An 18371-nucleotide genomic window follows, 5' to 3' on the forward strand; every position below is an offset into this window, starting at 1 on the left:
CCCCAGGCCGGGCTGCGGGCGCCAGGCGAGGCTGAGGAGCGCCAGGCGAGGCTGAGGGGCGCTAGGCGGGGCTGAGGGGCGCGATCCACTCGAAGCCGCGCTTGAACGTCTGCTCCGCCAGCGCCTTCTGCCCCGCCGAGTTGGGGTGGAAGTAGTCCCACTTGCTGACGTGGTCGAGCGTGAACGGGAACGAGAAGATCGCGCCGCCGTCGCTGCGGCAGGCCGGGCCGAACGCGGCGCACGCGTCGGCCGCCGCCTTGTTGTACGCCATCACCCGCGCCCGCACCCTGGCGCGCCGCTGGACGTCGGCCTGGCGCGTGGAGGACGGGTTGGCCAGCATCGCCTGGCAGATCCTGCCGGCCGTCCAGAACGTGCGGGCCAGCGGGCTGTCCTTGCCGACCTGCCACAGGCGGCGCAGGTCGGGCACGCTCGCGACGAACACCCGCACGCCCGGCACGCCCGCACGCAGCTCCTTCAGCGCGGCCTCGAAACGCTGGCGGTACACCGCGACCGGGGTCATCTCGCGCTCGGTGCGCCTGCAGGCGTCCTGCGCGCCGATGAGGACGGTCACGTAGTCGGCCTTGGCCTGCACCGCCTTGGTGACCTGGCCCATGAGGTCGGCGCTGGTGGAGCCGGGCACGGCGAAGTTGTGGACCTGCCCCTGGAGCGTTCCGTCGAGCTCGGACAGCCGCAGGTAGTGGCTGGCGACGGCCGGGCTGTCGCCCGCGGCCCACGAGCGGGCGGGGCAGGAGACGTACCAGCCGCAGGCGTTGAAGCCGGTGCTGATCGAGTCTCCGAGCGCGGCCATGACGGCGGGCACCCGCTCGGCCACCGCGGCAGGGGCCGCGGACTGGGTCGCGGACGGGGTCGCGGCCGGGGTCGCGGACGGGGTCGCGGACGGCCCGGCGGCCCGCGCGGGCGCCTGCGTGACGGCCTGGGCCACGGCGGGGGCGGTGAGGACGGCGACTGCGGCGAGAACGCGACCGATCATGCGCCTCACCGTAGAGAAACGATCTTGGGTGGGCAGGCGGGTTCCGGCAAGTCTGGGGTTTGCGGACCCACTTCATATCACCGCTTGACAGTGCCGCAGGCTCACCGCTCCGCGTCGGGGGCTCTCGGCGCCGCCGACGGTCCGGGGTGAGACGGAGCTCATCGTCCGTAACGGCGCATTCACGGGGGTCCGAGTCGAACGCGTTCAGTTCCGGCATAGAGTGTCTTGAGTGAGTGTCGCGCTCGGAACAACCCGCCCGCTACCGGTTCGCACCACCCCCGTCGGCGACCCCGGTGACCTGCTCGCAGCCCTGCCGGGCACCGCCCCCTACGCCTGGGTCAGGAACGGCGAAGGGCTGGTCGGATGGGGCGAGGCCGCCAGGGTGGACGTTCCTCCTGGGCCGGGACGCTTCGCGTGGGCCCGCCAGTGGCTCACCACCGTCCTCGGCGAAGCCGTCGTGGACGACGCCGTGCGCACCCCCGGCTCGGGCCCCGTCGCCTTCGGCAGCTTCACCTTCGACGAGGACGCCCCTGGATCGGTCCTCGTCGTCCCCAGCGCCGTGCTCGCCAGGCGCGACGGCCACGCCTGGCTCACCACCGTCGGCGACGCGCCGCTGGAGACGTTCACCCCGGTCCGCGACCCCGGACGCATCAGCTACGGCGACGGCAGCCTCACCGCGCCGGAGTGGGAGCTCGTCGTGGCCCGCGCGGCGCAGCGCATCCGCGGCGGCGAACTGGAGAAGGTCGTCCTCGCCCGCGACCTGCTCGCCACCGCCGAGCACCCCATCGACGTGCGCCTGCTGCTGACGCGCCTGGCCGGGCGCTACCCCGAGTGCTACACGTTCTCCGTGGCCGGGCTCGTCGGCGCCACCCCCGAACTGCTGATCCGCCGCACCGGGCAGGACATCGAGTCGCTGGTGCTGGCAGGCACCACCCAGCGCGGCACCACCCCCGCCGACGACGTCGCGCGCGGCGCGGCGCTGTTCGCCTCCGCCAAGGACCGCCACGAGCACGAGTGCGCCATCGCCTCCGTCAGGCAGACGCTGGCGCCGCTGTGCTCGTCGCTGCGCACGCCGGACGAGCCGGAACTGCTCGTGCTGCCGAACGTCCAGCACCTGGCCAGCCACGTCACCGGCCGCCTGCGCGACGGCGCGTCCGTGCTGGACGTGGTCGCCGCCATGCACCCCACGGCCGCCGTCGGCGGCACCCCCACCGCCACCGCGATCGAGGTCATCCGCGAGCTGGAGGGCATGGACCGCGCGGGCTACGCGGGCCCCGTCGGCTGGATCGACGCGCACGGCGACGGCGAGTGGGGCATCGCGCTGCGCTCGGGCATCGTCGAGGGCCGCCGGGCCCGGCTGTTCGCGGGCGGCGGCATCATGGGCGACAGCGACCCGGCGTCGGAGCTGGCGGAGGCGCAGGCCAAGTTCAGGGTCATGCAGTACGCGCTGGAAGGGTGAACCGCTGACGCCCCGGCCCGGACGTCAGTGCCGGGGCGGCTCCGGAACGTGGATGTCCTCGCCCGGCTCCACCCTGGCGCGGCCCGCGGTCAGCGTCGCCACCCAGTCGGCGAACGCCGCCACGTCGTCCTCCCCCACCGCCACGGAGAACACCACCTCGGCCCCGTACGCCACGTCGCGCACCGCGTGCCGCGAGGCCCGCAGGTCGTTCTCCACCCGGCCCGCCTGGTCGTGGGCGACGGCCACCCGCACCAGCCGGGCCGGCACCATCCGCACCGGCTCGGCCCGGTCGAGCGTCTCGGTGACGGCCGACCCGTACGCCCTGACCAGGCCGCCCGCGCCGAGCAGGACGCCGCCGAAGTAGCGCGTCACCACGGCCGCCACGTCGTTGTAGCCCCTGCCCACCAGCGCCTGCACCATGGGGGTGCCCGCGGTGCCGCCTGGCTCGCCGTCGTCGTCGCCCTTCTGCAGGCGCTGCCCGATCACGTACGCGGTGCAGTTGTGCGTGGCCGACGGGTGGAGCGCCCGCCGCCGCGCGATGAAGGCGGCGGCCTCCTCGACGGTGCGCGCCGGGGCGACGGCGCAGATGAACCGCGAGCGCCGCACCTCGGTCTCGTGTTCGACGGTCTCGTTGAGCGTGAGGTAGGGCGATGGCACCGTCCGAGATTACCGGGCGGGGCCGCCGCGACCGCCCCCGGCCCCGCGGCCGTGCCAGGCGCGCGGGCGGGCGGGCCGCACTGCCGGCGGGGCGCTTGTGTGCATCCGGCACATGCGGGCGCACCCGCCGCGGAATAACGTTCGGCGCATGAGTTTTCGCGTCGCCATGGACATCGGCGGCACCTTCACCGACGTCGTCTGCTACGACGAGCGCACCGGGGCGGTCACGGCCTCGAAGGCGCCCACCACTCCAGGAGACCTCGCCGAGGGCGTCTTCTCCGCGCTCGCCCGGGTCGTGGATGATCCGTCCCGGATCTCGTTCTTCGTGCACGGCACCACGCAGGGCCTCAACGCGCTGCTGGAGCGCAAGGGCGCCCGCGTGCTGCTGCTGGCCGGCGAGGGCGCGAGGGACGTTTACCAGATCGCCCGGGGCAACCGCGACCGCATGTTCGACCTGCGCTACCGCAAACCCGAGCCGCTCGTGCCGCGCCGCGACGTGATGGAGGCGGGCGGCAGGCTCGACTACCGGGGCCGCGAGCTGGCGCCGCTCGACGAGGAGTCGGTGCGCGCCGCCGCGCGGCGGGCCCGAGAGGAGGGCTTCGACGCCGTCGCCGTCTGCCTGCTGTTCTCGTACGTCGACCCGGCCCACGAGCTGCGCGCCGGCGAGATCCTGCGCGAGGAGCTCGGCGACGGCGTCCTCGTGGTGCTCTCGCACGAGGTGGCGCGCGAGTGGCGCGAGTACGAGCGGACCTCCTCCGCCGTGCTGGAGGCGTACACGGGGCCGGTGGTGCGCGGCTACCTGTCGAGGATCGAGCAGCGCTTCGCCGGGCGCGGCCTCGGCGTGCCCGTGCACGTCATGCAGTCGTCGGGCGGGCTGGTCAACGCCTCGTACGCGATGCGCAGGCCGCTGCAGACCCTGCTGTCGGGGCCCGTCGGCGGGACGATGGGCGGGGTCGCGGCGGCCCGGCTGCTCGGCCGCGACAACGTCATCTGCGTGGACATGGGCGGCACCTCGTTCGACGTGTCGCTGGTCGTGAACGGGCGGCCCGACGTCAGCGCGGAGGCGCGCGTCGAGGGATACCCGGTGCTCATGCCGATCGTGAACCTCCACACGATCGGCGCGGGCGGCGGCTCGATCGCGTACGCCGAGGCGGGCGCGCTGCGGGTCGGCCCCGAGTCGGCGGGCGCGGTGCCCGGCCCCGCCTGCTACGGCAGGGGCGGCACGCGGCCCACCGTCACCGACGCCAACGTGGTGCTCGGCCGGGTCGATCCCGCGTGGTTCGCGGGCGGGCTGATGACGCTCGACGTCGAGGCGGCGCGCACCGCGGTGTCGGGGCTCGCCGCTGAGCTGGGGCTCGACCCGGTGCGGCTGGCCGAAGGCATCTGCGACGTGGCCAACGCCAAGATGGCGCAGGCCATCCGCACCCTGACCGTGGAGCACGGCGTGGAGCCGCGCGAGTTCGCGCTCGTCGCGTTCGGCGGCGCGGGCGCCATGCACGCCGTGTTCATCGCCCGCGAGCTGGGCGTCTCCGAGGTGGTCGTGCCGCGCTTCCCCGGCGCGTTCTCCGCCTGGGGCATGCTGGAGGCGGACGTGCGGCGGGACCTGACGCTGCCGTACTTCCGGCCCCAGGACGACCTCGACGCCGCCGACCTGTCCGCGCGGCTCGCGGCGCTGGAGCGGGAGGCGCTGGACGCGCTGGCCGGGCAGGGCGTCCCCGAGGAGCGCCGCCGCGTCGAGCACGCCCTCGACATGCGCTACGAGGGCCAGGACTACACGCTCACCATCCCCCTGCGCGACGCGGCCGAGCCCGCCGGGCCCGGCTTCCTGGAGCGCGTCGCCGCCCGGTACGCGGACGCCCACACCGCCAGGTACGGCCACGCCACCCCCGAGGCCCCCGTCGAGTTCGTCATGCTGCGCAGCACCGGGTTCGGCTCCTTCCCCAGGGCCGCCGCCACCGTGCCGCCCGCCCCGCCGGAGGCCGCCCCCGCCGTCCGTGACGTCGTCTTCGACGGCGTGCCCCACCGCACCCCCGTGCTGCGCCGCTCCGCCCTCGACGGCTCCTTCCACGGCCCCGCCGTCGTCGTCGAGGAGACCGCCACGACCGTCGTCCCCCCGGGCTGCCTCGTCACCGTCGACGACAACGGATTCCTCATCGTGAAAGTGGACCAGTGATCGACCCCGTCACCACAGAGATCATCCGCTGCGCGCTCCTGCAGGCGGCGGAGGACATGAACACCACCCTCATCCGCAGCTCCTACACCCCCGTCATCTACGAGGCCAAGGACTGCGCGGTCGCCCTCCTCGACCGCGACCACAACGTCCTCGGCCAGTCGTCCGGACTGCCCATCTTCCTCGGCAACCTGGAGGTCTGCACCCGCGAGACCGAGGCCCGCCACGGGCGCGACGTCTGGCGGGAGGGCGACGTGTGGGTGCTCAACGACTCCTACATCGGCGGCACCCACCTCAACGACGTCACCGTCTACGGCCCGATCTTCGTCGACGGCGAACTCGTGGGCTTCGCCGCCTCCCGCGCCCACTGGCTGGACGTCGGCTCCAAGGACCCCGGCGGCTCCATGGACTCCACGTCCATCTTCCAGGAGGGGCTGCGGCTCGGCCCCGTCAAGGTGTACGAGGGCGGCGAGCCGTGCCGCGACCTGCACGAGGTGATCGCCCGCAACGTCCGCTTCCCGCACGCCACGCTCGGCGACATGCGGGCCCAGGTCAGCTGCGCCATGACCGGGCAGCGGCGGCTCAAGGAGATCGTCACCCGGTGGGGCCTCGGCACCGTCCTGGCCGCCCGCGACGAGATCTTCGCCCAGACCGAGCGGATGGAGCGCGCCGCCATCGCCGCCATCCCCGACGGCGTGTACGAGGCGTCAGGCCACCTCGACAACGACGGCATCGACCTGGCCACCCCGCTGCCCGTCACCGTCCGCGTGACCGTGGAAGGCGAGTCGATGCACGTGGACCTGACCGACTGCGCCGACCAGGCGCTCGGCCCCGTCAACTGCGGCGCCGCCCAGGCCGTCGCCGCCGTGCGCGTCGGCTACAAGCTGCTCGTCTCCGGCGACGTGCCGCTCAACGGCGGCTCGTTCCGCCCGCTCACCGTCGAGACCAGGCCCGGCTCCATGCTGGCCGCCGAGTCGCCCGCCGCCTGCCAGTACTACTACTCGCACCTCGGCCTGCTCATCGACCTCGTCGTCAAGGCGCTCGCCCCCGTGCTGCCCGACAGGGCCGCCGCCGCCTCGTACGGCGACTCCCTGATCGTGCAGTTCACCGGCATCGACCCGCGCACCGGCAAGCTGTACGTCTCGCAGGAGGCCACCGTCGGCGGCTGGGGCGCCTGGGAGGGCGGCGACGGCGAGTCGTGCCTGATCAACAACGTCAACGGCTCCCTGCGCGACATGCCGATCGAGGTGCTGGAGACGCTGTTCCCCGTACGGGTGCGCCGCTACGAGATGCGTCCGGGCACCGGCGGCGCGGGCCGCTGGCGCGGCGGCAACGGCGTCGTCCGCGAGTACGAGTTCTGCGGCGACACGTCCCTGTCGCTGTGGTTCGAGCGTTCCGTCACGCCCGCCTGGGGGCTGGCGGGCGGCGCGGCGGGCGCTCCCCCGCGCGTCACGCTCAACCCCGGCACGCCGGACGCTCGGGAGATGCTCAAGGTCAACGCCCTGCCGGTCAAGGCGGGGGACGTCCTGCGCTGCGAGTCGGGCGGTGGCGGCGGCTACGGCCCCGCGGAACTGCGCGCCCCCGAGGCGATCGCCGCCGACCTCGCCCAGGGCATGACCCTCACCTGACGCCTCCGGCAAGGACGGAGGCCGAGGACGGCCGGGCGTCTCCAGAAGGGACCGAGCCTGATCGGTCAGGAGGGGCCCGCCTTTCTCCTGGGAGGAGGGGCAGGGCTTCCGCTCCCGGAAGGGCGGGGTCCGCTCCCAGGAAGGGCCGGGGTTCCTCCCTCCAGGAGAGCCGGAGTTCCTCCCCCAGAAGAGCCGGGGTTCCTCCCCCCAGAAGGACCGATGTTCCGCTCCCAGGACGGGCCGGGGTTCCTCTCTGTCAGGAGGGGGCGGAGGTGAGGTGGCAGGCGAGGTGGAGGGCGAGGCGCGTGGCCGGGTCGGCCAGGTCGTAACCGGCCGCGCGGATGCGCTCCAGCCGGGTCGTCACCGTGTTGCGGTGCACGCCCAGCCGTTCGGCCGCGCGCAGCGAGCCGCCTTCGTCCAGCACCGCGGTCAGGGTCTCCAGCAGGGAGCCGTCCCTGTCGACGTCGAGCAGCGGGCGCAGCACCACCGCGGCGGGCGCCCGCAGCGCCCCGGCGGGCAGCGCGCCGAGCAGTTCGGCGGGCCCCATCCGGTCGGCCCGCACCACCGAGCCCGCCACGGCGACGAACGCACCCGCCTCGGCGCCCAGCAGCGACTCGCCCACGGCGTCCAGCCCGGACACCCGCGCGCCGACCCCGGCCGCGCAGGGCCGCGGCATCGCCTCCACGCAGCGGCGCAGCCGTTCCGCGAGCCGTCCGGGGTCCAGCGCCGACCAGCCCGCCCAGCCCTCGCCCCTGCGCAGCACCGGCACCTGCCCGACGACGGCGTTGACCACCGCCTGGGCCTGGGCCGCCTCGTCCGCTCCCTGCGGCCCGCGCGACCCGGCCTGCGCCGGTTCGCCGAACGGGCGCAGCAGGAAGCCGGTGACGGGCCCGCGTGTCGGCCAGCCGAGAGCGACGGCGGCCTCGCGTGCCGCCGCGTCCGCCTCCTCCCCCGGCTCGCCCGGCTCGCCCGCCCTGAGCAGGCGCTCGGCCAGCGCGGCCTGGAGCGCGAAGTCGCGTGACGCCCTGAGCCTCTCGGTGGCGGCCCAGGCCGCCAGCGGAGCGACGGCGAGCCCCAGGACGGCCCGTACGACGGCGGGCCAGCCCGCCGACCTGGACGACCCGCTCGCGACGAGCCTGCCGAGCACGTCCCCCTCCTGGCCGGTCACCTCGACCTCGGCCAGCACCGCGCCGCCGCGCTGCGCGGCCTGCCGCCGCTCGTCACGGCCGCGCTCCGGGGCCTGCCGCCCCTCGTCGCCGCCCCGCCCGCCACCGTCGCCGCCCGCCCCGGCCGCCGCGGGCCGCGAGCCCGACGCGGCACCGGCCCCCGGGCCCGTCGCCGCGCTCCCGGCCGCGTCACCCGCCGGTCCCGCCTCCGCGCCCGCCCGGCCCGTACGGGACCCGGGGCCTCCGGGACGCGGCACCGCCTCCCACGCGGCAGGGGCCGACGACCGGCGCGACCCGGCACCGGAATCGCCCGATCGAGGGCCGTGAGCAGGGCCCGAGCCACCCGTATGGCCGGTGCGGGACCCGCCGCCGGGGTCCGCACCAGTGCCAGACGGGCCGCCGGTGACAGGCCTGGCCCCCCTGCCGGTGCCGGGACCGGCGCTGGGGGCGGACGTGGCGCCGAGGCCCGAACCGGGGCCGGGGGCGACACCTGGCGTGTGGCCGGAGCCGGGCGGCTGGGGCGCGGGCGACGGGTGGGCGGCGCGGCGGCCCGCCACGTGGGCGCCGTACCGGTCCAGGAAGGCCACCGACGTGCCGGGCAGCTCCGCGTTGAGCACGCCGAGCACCCGCCGCGCCGACGGCCCCGCCTCCGCCAGCCGCGTCGCGCACCGGGCGACGAGCTGCGTACGCGCCGCCTCGGGCCGCGCCGCCGCCGACGCCACCCGCACCGCCGTCACCAGCGGGTCGCCGTCGACGAACACCAGCGTGATGCCGAGCCGTTCGGCCAGCACCTGCCCCGAGCCCTCGCTCGGCCCGCCCGACGGCGCGATCACGCACGCCGCCGCCTGCTCCCAGGCCCTTCTGACGGCCATCTCCACCGCCCAGCCGCCGCCCGCCGCCGCGCCGATGAGGACGACGGCCGTGTGGGGGGCGACGGTGGCGAACACGGCGAGCTCGTCCACGATGCGCACCTGGTGCACCGGCTGGTCGCCGGCGCCGTACATCCTGGCCCCGGCCAGCGGGCCGGCGTCGACCAGCTCGGCGACGGTGACGGGCGCCTCCCACCCGGCGGGCCGCGGCCGGTTCACAGCGGGATCCCGAACGCGCGCAGCCCGCCCAGCGCGAGCCCTTCCTGGGTGTGCCAGACGGGCGCCGCCTTCACCACCATGACCTCCACCTCCATGCCGGGCGCGGCCTTGTCGACGTCCACGACGAGCCCGCCGGTCGCCGCGATCATGCAGATCTGGTCGGGGGCCATGGCGACGGCGGCGCCGTCGGCCAGGGCGAGCACGATCTCGTTGTGCGCCTCCAGCCTGATCAGGCGGCGCAGCCCGTCGGACTCCTGCACGAGGATGCTGGACGGCAGCGACGGCAGCGCCAGCTCGCCCCCGTGCCCGGTGCTGCCCTCGACGGCGAGGATGCGTCCCCTGCACAGGGTGCGGACGCCGTAGGGCGCGGCGGCGGAGCGCGGGGCGCCCGGCGTCCCTGCCCGCAGCAGCAGGCTGACCGTGCCGGGCACGACGACCCTTGCGAGGTCGCGGGCGGCCATCGGGTAGCAGGCGGCGACCGCCCATCCGCCGAGTGACAGCACGACGGGCCGCAGCAGGTCCTCCACCCGGTCGGGCGCGGTCTCCAGCAGCACCAGCTCCCCCGACGCCCCGGCGAGCGCGAGCGGCGCCGCGCTGATCCCGCCCAGCGTGTACGTCGTCTGCTCCACCAGGGGGAACACGCGCCCGGTGCCGTCGCCGTCGATGAGCGGCACGCCGAGCGCGGCGGCGGCGATGAGCGGGATGAGAGCGTTCTCGGCGGCCAGGTTGAGCGCGACCACGGCGGCGGCCCGCGTGCCGAGCCGGCGTTCCAGCGCCCGTACCGCGCGTTCCGGCTCGTCGCCGCGGGGCAGCTGCTCGCCGAGGGCGGTGGTGGAGCCGGCCAGGGTGACGGCCACGCACAGCGCGCCCGGGTCGAGGTCGGACGCCTGCCGCACCGGGACGCCGTCGCCGATGACGGCGCGGGCCCAGTCGTGCGCCAGCGCGTAGGAGGAGTCGGCGGCGCCGGTGGCGAACAGCCGCGACCCGGCCGCGAACCGCTCCAGCTCGCGCGGCCCGACCGCGGTCACGGCGCGGCCCCCCTGGCGGTGACGAGCACCCGGTAGAGCCCGTCGGGCAGGTACGACAGGGGGTTGACGATGGTCTCGGCGATGGCGGCGGAGCCGGGGGCGGCGCCGGCGCTGACCACGCGGGTCAGCACCTCGTCCCTGACGTCCTGCAGGACGCGGTCCAGCTCGGCCCGCCCGCGCGCCTGCACGATGCGTTCCACCTGCGCCTCGGGCACGGCCAGTGTGGCGCCGTACGCGGCGGCCACCGGGCCGGGGACCCCGGCGGCCTCGCCGAGCGCGGCCAGCCCCCTGGCGTGGCTCGCGGCGGCGCCGCGCAGGCAGGCGAGCGGGTAGCGGCGGAAGTAGTGCTCCGACACCAGGCCGCTGCCGGAGCGGGCGAAGTACAGCGGCACCCCGGGCAGCCGGGCGGCCACCTCGTCGGCCAGCCGCCCGGCGGCCGGGCCGAGCGCGGCGTTGCGGATCGCGTCGCCCTCGCGTTCCCGCAGTCCTGGCCGGCCGAACTCGTACGACAGGGTGATGCGCGCGCCGGGCACCTCGGCGGACACGACGGCGGCGACGGCCAGTTCGTGGTCGGCCAGCACGGGCGAGCCGGTGGCCGTGACGGCGAAGTCGGTGAGCCCGCACCCGGCGGCGAACGCGCGTACGGCGTCGGTGTCGAGCGGGGCGAGCGGGCGGCCGGTGAGGCTGTGACCGCCGCGGACGATCGTCGCCACCCCCGACCCGTCGGGCCAGCCGGCGAGCGGGCCGAGGACGGGCGGGCACGGCCCTCCGACACGGATGACGGCGACGGGCGCCGCGCCGGCCGGCTCCAGGTCGACGGCGACGCAGGCGGCGCGGGCCGCCCGCGCCGCCCGCGGGTCGGCGGGGCCCGCGAACGCGCCGTCGCGTACGGCCACCGCCACCGGTGCCCGCCCGCCGAGGGCCACGCCGAGGATCACTCCAGTTCGCGTCCTTCCGTCTCGGGCAGCGGGATGGCCAGCAGCGCCGTGACCACCATGAACGCGTTGATGACCAGCATGGTCGGGGTGAAGCCGGTGGCGTGCGCGAGCAGCGCGCCGACGGCGGACGGCGCGACCGTGGTGGCGACGAGCTGCGCGGCCGTGGCCCAGGAGTAGCCGGTGCCGCGCAGCGCGGTCGGGAAGAACTCGCCGTTCCAGGTGTTCCAGACGCCCCAGGCGCCGAGGCTGAAGAACGACAGCACGAAGTTGCCGAGGTAGAGGCCGACGGTGGAGCTCGCGGTCGCGAACCACAGGCCGCCGAGCACGGCGGCCACCACGTAGACGAGGAAGACCTTCTTGCGGCCGAACCGGCCGGTCAGCAGCGACGCGCTGACGTACCCGGGGATCATCATGAGCGCGCTGAGCGCGGCGAAGCCGAGCGAGGCCGACAGGCTCAGGCCCTTCTCCTGCAGCAGCGTGGGCAGCCAGGTCTGCAGGCCCCAGTAGCCCCAGTTGAAGGCGAAGTTCAGCACCAGCATCACGACGGTGATCTTGGCGAGGCCGCCGCGGAACAGGTCGAGGGGGCGTCCGACGCGGTCGGTGGCGACGGTGAAGGTGGCGTCGGCGTCTGGGCTGGACAGGCCGCGCAGCACGGCGCGGGCGTCGTCCTGCCGGCCTCGGGCGGCCAGCCAGTACGGCGACTCGGGCACCCACGCCCTGATGGCGAAGGCCCACAGGCCGGCGACGGCGCTGGCGATGACGACGACGTGCCAGCCGAGGTCGCCGAGCGTCACGGACGCGCCGATGGCGGCGAGCATGCCGATGGGCCACCCGATCGACAGGTAGACGGCGGCCCGGCCGCGGTGCCTGGTCGGCAGCAGTTCCAGGAAGTACGGGAAGGTGATCGTGTAGACGCCGGCCAGGGCCAGGCCCGAGGCGACGCGCAGGGCGACGAGCGTGGTGACGTCGGGCGCGAACGCCGAGGCGAGCGCGAGGACGCCGTACGCCAGCAGCGACCAGAAGCTCGCGGGCTTGCGGCCGACGCGGTCGGCGAGCGGACCCCAGACGAGCACGCCGGGGATCATGCCGAACGCCACGGCCGACAGCACGACGCCGATGCCGGCCTCGTCGATGCCGAGGCCGGTGCCGAGGTCGCCGGAGACGTAGATGAGGGCGAGCTGCTCCCACGACTCGATGACGAACGCGATGAACAGGGCGAGCGCGATGAGGACGTGCCTGCGGGTGAACGGCATCCGGTCGAACGCTGCCCCGATGGGCATCGTCCTGCTCTCGACGGCGGTCATGGAAGCTCCTCGGAGGGGGGCGCGAAGTATTGCCGCACGATAGGGCCGCCCTCCTTCCTCGCCGCTGTGCGGACCGCCCTGGCGGGCCCGCGCGGGTTGTGCGTGATGCCCGCACCGGCGCGCGGGTCCGGTCCCAGGGTACGGTCAGCGCCGCAGCCAGCGGCGCAGCGTCGCGGTCGCCAGTTCCATGGCCGCCTGGTAGGCGCGGGTCTCGCGGAGCGCGTCCAGCATGGCGAAGTCGTGGATCATGCCGGCGAGCCGCACGGCGGTCACGTCCACGCCGGCCTCGCGCAGTTTCGCCGCGTACGCCTCGCCCTCGTCGCGCAGCACGTCGGCCTCGCCGTTGAGCACGAGCGCGGGCGGCAGGCCGCGCAGCTGGCCGGTGCTCGCGCGCAGCGGCGAGGCGTGGATCTCCTCGCGCTGCCGCGGGTCGGTCGTGTACTGGTCCCAGAACCACTTCATGCCGTCGCGGTTGAGGTAGTAGCCGGTGGCGAACTGCCGGTACGAGTCGGTGTCGAAGGCGGCGTCGGTGACCGGGTAGAACAGCACCTGCCCGAGCAGCCGCACGTCTCCGCGCTCCTTGGCCATGAGCGCGAGCACGGCCGCCATGTTGCCGCCGACCGAGTCGCCGCACACGGCCATGCGGGAGGAGTCGAGCCCCCTGTCGGGGCCGTCGCGCATCACCCACTGGGCGGCGGTGTAGTTCTGCTCGGTCTGCGTCGGGTACCTCGCCTCGGGCGCGCGGTCGTACTCGGGGAAGACGACGGCGGCCTCGCAGCGGACGGCGAGCTCGCGGACGAGCCGGTCGTGGGTGTGCGCCGAGCCGAACACCCAGCCCGCGCCGTGGATGTAGAAGATGACCGGGAGGGCGCCTGTGGCGCCCTTGGGTCTGACGACGCGTACGGGCACCGTGCCGGTGGGGCCGCCCTGCACCTGGACCCACTCCTCGTCGATCTCGGGCTTGGGCACGCCGTCGCCGGACTGGACCTGCTCCAGGATCTCCCGTCCCTGCTCGGGGGGCAGCTCGTAGATGAAGGGGTGCTTGGAGTTGGCGTCGGCGAAGTCCTGCGCGGCCTTCTCGAGCACGACCTTACTGATCATCGTGGTCACGGCGGATCCCCCGGATGTCGGTGTCGGTACACGTAGTGGGTGTTTTGCCCTTTCTGCCCGTCTCGTTCATCGCCCGAACCAGTCAAATTCCCCCCAAGCGACGTCGCGGCACCAGCAGCGACCCGAGCACACATCATTACAGTGCGTCACGAACTGATCATGTGGAGGCGTGATGCGTGGTGCCGGGCAGCGGATGGCGGCGGTCCTCGCCGCCGTGACCACATGCGGGGCCCTGACCGCCTGGGGGCCCGCGAACGCGCGCTCGGCGCCCGACCCGCCTCCCGGCGGCTCGGTCGTCACCGTCAAGACCGGCGGCGACCACACCGGCCCCGACACCGCCGGCCCGCTCGCCGCCACCGTGCTCGGCCTGTACGCCGACCCCGCCGACCCCCAGCCCGCCGGCCCCTGGGCCACCTGCGTCTCCGACGCCGACGGCGACTGCTCCTTCCTCGTCCCCGGCACCGGGGACGTCAACGAGGGCGCGCGGTTCTGGGTGAAGCAGATCAGCGCCCCGAACGGCCGGTACACCGACCCCGAGCCGCGCACCGGGCCGGGCAGCGGCTCCAGCTCCACCGCCACGCCCTACCTCTTCCGGACGCCGCCCCTCGCCGAGGGCCGGACGTACACCTCCCAGCTCGACTTCGCGATCAGCGACGCCAAGGTACCCGACGCCTCCTCGGGCGCCGACGTGACCGTCACCGAGACCCGGCACCCCGGCCACACCCTCGTCACCCCGGGCGGCGCCCCCACCCCGCTGGCGTGGGGCGCGCCCCAGGAGGGGTACGAGGTGGGACAGTCGGTGACGATCGACGAGGACGTCGAGGTGACCGACGGGCGCTGCCGCCTCACCGGCAGGGGCGTGACCGAGGACGGCGGCCGGCCGGACGCCGGGGACCTGCCCCACACGGCGGTGCTCCACCGTCCGCACAGCGCCTACACCGTCACCAACACGGTCACCTGCGAGGGTGGCGACTGGACGGTGTCCAAGCGCAGCGACCCGCCCTCCGGCACCCCCGTGGAGCCGGGGGACGTGATCACGTACCGGATCGAGGTGCGGCCCCAGGGGCGGCCGGCACGGAACGTGGTGGTCACCGACGCGCTCAGCGGCGGCACTCCCGAGGGCGAGGCCGCCGCCACCGCCGGGACCGTCCGTTCCGGGGAGGACGGCCTGACCTGGCGCATCCCGCTGCTGACGCGGGCGCAGACGCTCACGTACACGGTGCGGGCAGGGGACCTCGGCAGGAAGCACGGCCACGCCACGGCCGGCGGCCCCACGCCGGCACCAGGAAGCGGACCAGTCGGCCCTACCCCCGCGCCGGGCAGCGGACCAGGCGGCGTCACCCCGGCACCGGGCAGCGGACCGGGCGGCGTCACCCCCGCACCGGGCAGCGGACCAGTCGGCCCCACCCCGGCACCGGGGGGCGCGGCCGAAGGCGACGAGGCGCTCGACGAGGCGGACGCCGACGACGCCGTGGCCGGCGTCGTGGTCGGCGTCGTGGTCGGTGCCGTGGTCAACGTCGTGACGCCCGGCCGCCACGGCCACTGCGACGGCCGGTGCGCCACCCGCCATCCACTGGTCGTGCCCGGCCCGGAGGAAGCCGGCTGGGCCTGGGGGCCGGGCGGGCCGGGGTGGCCCGGATGGCCCCCAGGCCCGGCCGGCCCCGGACCCGCCGCGCCCACGCTGCCGTTCACGGGCGCGCCCGTGGAGACGGCGCTGCGCTGGTCGGCCGCCCTGGTCGCGGCCGGGCTCCTGCTGCTCGCCCTCGCCCGACGCCTGCGCCGGCCGCTCCTCGGACCAAGACAGCCGCGGTTCCCCGGGCTGCCGCGGTTCCCGCGCTGACCCGTCCGCCGCTTTCGCCGACCCGCCCGCCGTCGGCGGTCGGCCGTGGGCCGGCGGGTGATCCCGAGCCGGGCGCCTTTACAAAGTAGATCTCATGGGCGGCGCAGCTCGTGGGAGAGCTCGTCCAGCTCCGCGCCACCCGCCATGAGGCCCGTCAACTCCTCCTTCGTGATGTCGGACTTGCCGTACTCGCCCAGGCTGGTGCCGCGGTTGAGCAGGAGGAAGCGGTCGCCCAGCGGGTAGGCGTGGTGCGGGTTGTGGGTGATGAGGACCACGCCGAGTCCCCTGTCCCTGGCCCTCGCGATGTAGCGCAGCACCACGCCGGCCTGCTTGACGCCGAGCGCGGACGTGGGCTCGTCCAGGATGAGGACGCGGGCGCCGAAGTACACCGCCCGCGCGATGGCGACCGACTGCCGCTCGCCGCCCGACAGCGTCCCGACCGGCTGGTCCACGTCACGGATGTCGATGCCCATCGCGCGCAGCTCCTCGCGGGCCACCCGCCTGGCCCTGGCCACGTCGAAGGCGAGGCGCCTGCGCGGCTCCGAGCCGAGGAAGAAGTTCCGCCACACCGACATCAGCGGGATCATCGCGAGGTCCTGGTAGACCGTGGCGACGCCGCGGTCCAGCGCCTCGCGCGGGCTGGAGAAGCGCACCTCGGCGCCGTCCACCAGGTACGCGCCCGCGTCGTGCGCGTGCACGCCCGACAGGATCTTGATGAGCGTGGACTTGCCCGCGCCGTTGTCGCCCAGCACGCAGGTGACCTCGCCCGCCGCCACACCCATGGACACGTCGCGCAGCGCCACCACCGAGCCGAACGACTTGCCGATGCCCCGCGTCTGGAGGATCACCGCCGCACCTCCTCGGCGTAGCGCCGCACCAGCCGGTTGGCCAGGGTCGCCAGCAGCAGCATGGCGCCCAGGAAGAACTTGAACCAGTCGGCGTCCCAGCCGAGGAAGACGATGCCCTTGTCGGCCATGCCGAAGATGACCGCGCCGACGGAGGCGCCGATCGCCGAGCCGTACCCGCCGGTGAGCAGGCAGCCGCCGATGACGGCGGCCACGATGTAGATGAACTCCTGGCCGATGCCCACGTTGGCCTGCACGGACGTGTACCGCAGCGCCAGCGTCGTGCCGACCAGCCAGGCCGCCGCCGCCGTCGTCATGAACAGCGCGATCTTCACGCGGGCCGCGGGCACGCCCATCGCGCGGGCGGCCCGCTCGTCGCCGCCCACCGCGAAGATCCAGTTGCCGGCCCTGGTCCGCATGAGCACCCAGGTGGCCGCGGCCGTGACGAGCACCCACCACAGGATCGCCACGCGGAACGACGTGCCGCCGATCTCCACGGTGCCCGCGAGCACCGCGCTCGCCTGCTCGTACCCGGGGGCCCGGCGCAGCCCCCCGACCTGCACCGTCCCCGTGATCGCCTTGGTGGCGCCCAGGTTGATCCCCTGCAGCATGAGGAACGTGCCGAGCGTGACGACGAAGCTGGGCAGCCGGGTCCTCGTGACCACGATCCCGTTGGCGAACCCGACCGCCAGGGCCACCACCAGCCCGGCCGCCATCGCCGCCCAGACGTCGAAGCCGTACCGGGTGGAGAGCGTGACCACGACGAGCCCGCTGGTGCCGGTCAGCACGCCCGCCGACAGGTCGAACTCGCCGCCGATCATCAGCAGCGCCACCGCCACCGCCATGATGCCGAGCGTCGCGGCGGGGTCGAGCCAGTTGGCGACGCCGTCCGGGGAGCGGAACACCGGGGACTGCGCGCCGAAGAAGGCGAACACCGCGACCAGCCCGACCACGGCGCCCAGCTCGGGCCGGACGAGCAGGCGCCGGGCCAGGCCGGGACGGACGACCCGCTCGTCCGCCGCGGCCGTCACCGGGTGCCCGCCTCGGCCAGCCTGGCCACCCTGTCGGCGTTGTCCTTGGTGACGAAGCCCGGCCCGGTGTTCACCGGCAGGCCGCCGCCGACCGTGTTGAGGTTGTCCTTGTAGAGCAGGAGGAACGTGATCGGCAGGTACCCCTGCAGGTACTGCTGCTGGTCCACGGCGAACAGGATCTCGCCGTCCTTGATCGCGGCGACCACGTCGGCGGACAGGTCGAACGTGGCGAGCCTCGCCTGCGACCCCGAGTCCCTGACGGCGTCCCTGGCGGCGACGGCGACGGCCGGGTTCAGCGCCAGCACGCCGTCGAGCTGCTTGTCGGACTGCAGCTTCGCCGTGACCTTCGAGGTCACGTCGGCCAGGTTGCCCACGTCCACCTGGAGCCGTTCGACGGTGCCGCCGAGGGTCTCCTCGGCGCCCTTGCACCGCTGGTCGAGCCCCACGTTGCCGGCCTCGTGGACGACGCACAGCAGCTTGGTGACCCCGGCCGCCTTCAACTGCTCGCCCGCGCCGCGCCCGGCGACGTCCTCCGACTGCCCGACGTGCGTGATGGCGCCGAACTCCTTCGAACGGTCGGCGCCCGAGTTGACGGTGACGACGGGGATGCCGGCCGCCACGGCCTTGCCGATCGACTCCTTCAGCGCGTCGGGGTTGGCCATGGAGACGACGAGGCCGTCCACCTTCTGCGACACCGCCTGGTCGATCAGCTGCGACTGCTTGGCGGGGTCACCGTCGCCCTGGTAGGTGACCGTGACGCCGTACTGCTTGCCGGCCGCCTCCGCGCCGTTCTTGACGACGTCCCAGAAGGAGTCGCCGGGGGCGCCATGGGTGATGACGGCGAAGGCGCCGCGCGGCGCGGACGCGGCGGCGGGCGCGGATCCGGAGGCCGGGCTCTGCGCCGCCCGCCCTCCCGAGGAGGAGCAGGCGGTCAGCGCGAGAGCGCCTAACAGGGCCAGCACGATCGGGGTACGTCTCATCGGCACCTCCAAGGCCAACGGGCTCGCCCCGGTTGTACCTCAATCACCTTTCTATGTATAGACATGCTGACCAAGGAGTGATCTCCGCCCTGTACGACGCCGCGGCGCGGGCGGCGACGCCTGCGGAGAGATGTAG

At 74.8% G+C, this 18371-nt stretch carries 14 protein-coding genes; 4 read left to right on the plus strand and 10 right to left on the minus strand.

The features are described 5' to 3' along the window. Positions 1–61: 61 nt before the first annotated feature. Positions 62–991, minus strand: coding sequence for an SGNH/GDSL hydrolase family protein (locus BMX74_RS18655; RefSeq protein WP_091101792.1), 930 nt, complete (start codon positions 989–991; stop codon positions 62–64). Between the two features lie 229 nt (positions 992–1220). Between BMX74_RS18655 and BMX74_RS18660 the strand changes: the two genes are divergently transcribed. After that, on the plus strand, positions 1221–2450 hold the full coding sequence (locus BMX74_RS18660; protein ID WP_055501081.1) for an isochorismate synthase: 1230 nt from the start codon (positions 1221–1223) through the stop codon (positions 2448–2450). Positions 2451–2474: 24 nt separating this feature from the next. On the opposite strand, the gene BMX74_RS18665 is transcribed toward BMX74_RS18660, so the two are convergent. Continuing rightward, entirely contained in the window at positions 2475–3107 is a 633-nt protein-coding gene (locus tag BMX74_RS18665; RefSeq protein WP_055501080.1) for a YigZ family protein, read from the minus strand. A gap of 148 nt (positions 3108–3255) precedes the next feature. Between BMX74_RS18665 and BMX74_RS18670 the strand changes: the two genes are divergently transcribed. Further along, positions 3256–5280, plus strand: coding sequence for a hydantoinase/oxoprolinase family protein (locus tag BMX74_RS18670; protein ID WP_091101794.1), 2025 nt, complete (start codon positions 3256–3258; stop codon positions 5278–5280). Then, positions 5277–6905 (plus strand): hydantoinase B/oxoprolinase family protein, encoded by a 1629-nt coding sequence (locus BMX74_RS18675; protein WP_091101796.1) that lies wholly within the window; start codon positions 5277–5279, stop codon positions 6903–6905. Before BMX74_RS18670 ends, BMX74_RS18675 begins: the two co-directional genes overlap by 4 nt. Positions 6906–7161: 256 nt before the next feature. On the opposite strand, the gene BMX74_RS46310 is transcribed toward BMX74_RS18675, so the two are convergent. The 5 genes from BMX74_RS46310 to BMX74_RS18695 form a co-directional block, all read right to left on the minus strand. Further along, positions 7162–9159, minus strand: a complete 1998-nt coding sequence (locus tag BMX74_RS46310; protein ID WP_091101798.1) for a PucR family transcriptional regulator — start codon at positions 9157–9159, stop codon at positions 7162–7164. Further along, positions 9156–10187 carry a DUF917 domain-containing protein gene (locus BMX74_RS44185; protein WP_177227418.1) on the minus strand — a complete coding sequence of 344 codons (1032 nt, stop codon included), beginning with the start codon at positions 10185–10187 and terminating at the stop codon, positions 9156–9158. The genes BMX74_RS46310 and BMX74_RS44185 overlap by 4 nt, the downstream gene beginning before the upstream one ends. Beyond that, a complete protein-coding gene (locus tag BMX74_RS44190; protein WP_055501075.1) occupies positions 10184–11125 on the minus strand; it encodes a hydantoinase/oxoprolinase family protein in 942 nt (313 codons plus the stop codon). Before BMX74_RS44190 ends, BMX74_RS44185 begins: the two co-directional genes overlap by 4 nt. Next, positions 11122–12429: an MFS transporter gene (locus BMX74_RS18690; protein WP_091101801.1), complete on the minus strand. Its 1308-nt coding sequence runs from the start codon at positions 12427–12429 to the stop codon at positions 11122–11124. Before BMX74_RS18690 ends, BMX74_RS44190 begins: the two co-directional genes overlap by 4 nt. Before the next feature lie 144 nt (positions 12430–12573). Then, positions 12574–13530, minus strand: a complete 957-nt coding sequence (locus BMX74_RS18695) for an alpha/beta hydrolase (protein ID WP_091102018.1) — start codon at positions 13528–13530, stop codon at positions 12574–12576. Positions 13531–13711: 181 nt separating this feature from the next. On the opposite strand from BMX74_RS18695, the gene BMX74_RS18700 reads away from it, so the two are divergent. Beyond that, positions 13712–15379 (plus strand): DUF7927 domain-containing protein, encoded by a 1668-nt coding sequence (locus BMX74_RS18700; protein WP_143078694.1) that lies wholly within the window; start codon positions 13712–13714, stop codon positions 15377–15379. Between the two features lie 92 nt (positions 15380–15471). Here BMX74_RS18700 and BMX74_RS18705 read toward each other — a convergent pair whose 3' ends face one another. Genes BMX74_RS18705 through BMX74_RS18715 form a run of 3 tightly spaced genes read right to left on the minus strand, consistent with a single transcriptional unit; the run spans position 15472 to position 18235 of the window. Next, a complete protein-coding gene (locus BMX74_RS18705) occupies positions 15472–16227 on the minus strand; it encodes an ATP-binding cassette domain-containing protein (RefSeq protein ID WP_055501072.1) in 756 nt (251 codons plus the stop codon). Beyond that, a complete protein-coding gene (locus BMX74_RS18710; RefSeq protein ID WP_055501071.1) occupies positions 16224–17255 on the minus strand; it encodes an ABC transporter permease in 1032 nt (343 codons plus the stop codon). The genes BMX74_RS18705 and BMX74_RS18710 overlap by 4 nt, the downstream gene beginning before the upstream one ends. Beyond that, the gene (locus BMX74_RS18715) at positions 17252–18235 is read right to left on the minus strand and encodes a sugar ABC transporter substrate-binding protein (RefSeq protein ID WP_091101805.1); all 984 of its coding nucleotides are present in this window, start codon (positions 18233–18235) and stop codon (positions 17252–17254) included. The genes BMX74_RS18710 and BMX74_RS18715 overlap by 4 nt, the downstream gene beginning before the upstream one ends. Positions 18236–18371: the final 136 nt, after the last annotated feature.

The organism is Nonomuraea pusilla (assembly GCF_900109355.1).
In the GTDB taxonomy this organism is placed as follows: Bacteria; Actinomycetota; Actinomycetes; order Streptosporangiales; family Streptosporangiaceae; genus Nonomuraea; species Nonomuraea pusilla.

Coding starts and splice junctions, on each gene's coding strand:
- BMX74_RS18655 (WP_091101792.1), bottom strand. CDS start 991: ATGATCGGTCGCGTTCTCGCCGCAGTCGCCGTCCTCACCGCCCCCGCC.
- BMX74_RS18670 (WP_091101794.1), top strand. CDS start 3,256: ATGAGTTTTCGCGTCGCCATGGACATCGGCGGCACCTTCACCGACGTC.
- BMX74_RS18690 (WP_091101801.1), bottom strand. CDS start 12,429: ATGACCGCCGTCGAGAGCAGGACGATGCCCATCGGGGCAGCGTTCGAC.
- BMX74_RS18695 (WP_091102018.1), bottom strand. CDS start 13,530: ATGATCAGTAAGGTCGTGCTCGAGAAGGCCGCGCAGGACTTCGCCGAC.
- BMX74_RS18700 (WP_143078694.1), top strand. CDS start 13,712: ATGCGTGGTGCCGGGCAGCGGATGGCGGCGGTCCTCGCCGCCGTGACC.
- BMX74_RS18715 (WP_091101805.1), bottom strand. CDS start 18,235: ATGAGACGTACCCCGATCGTGCTGGCCCTGTTAGGCGCTCTCGCGCTG.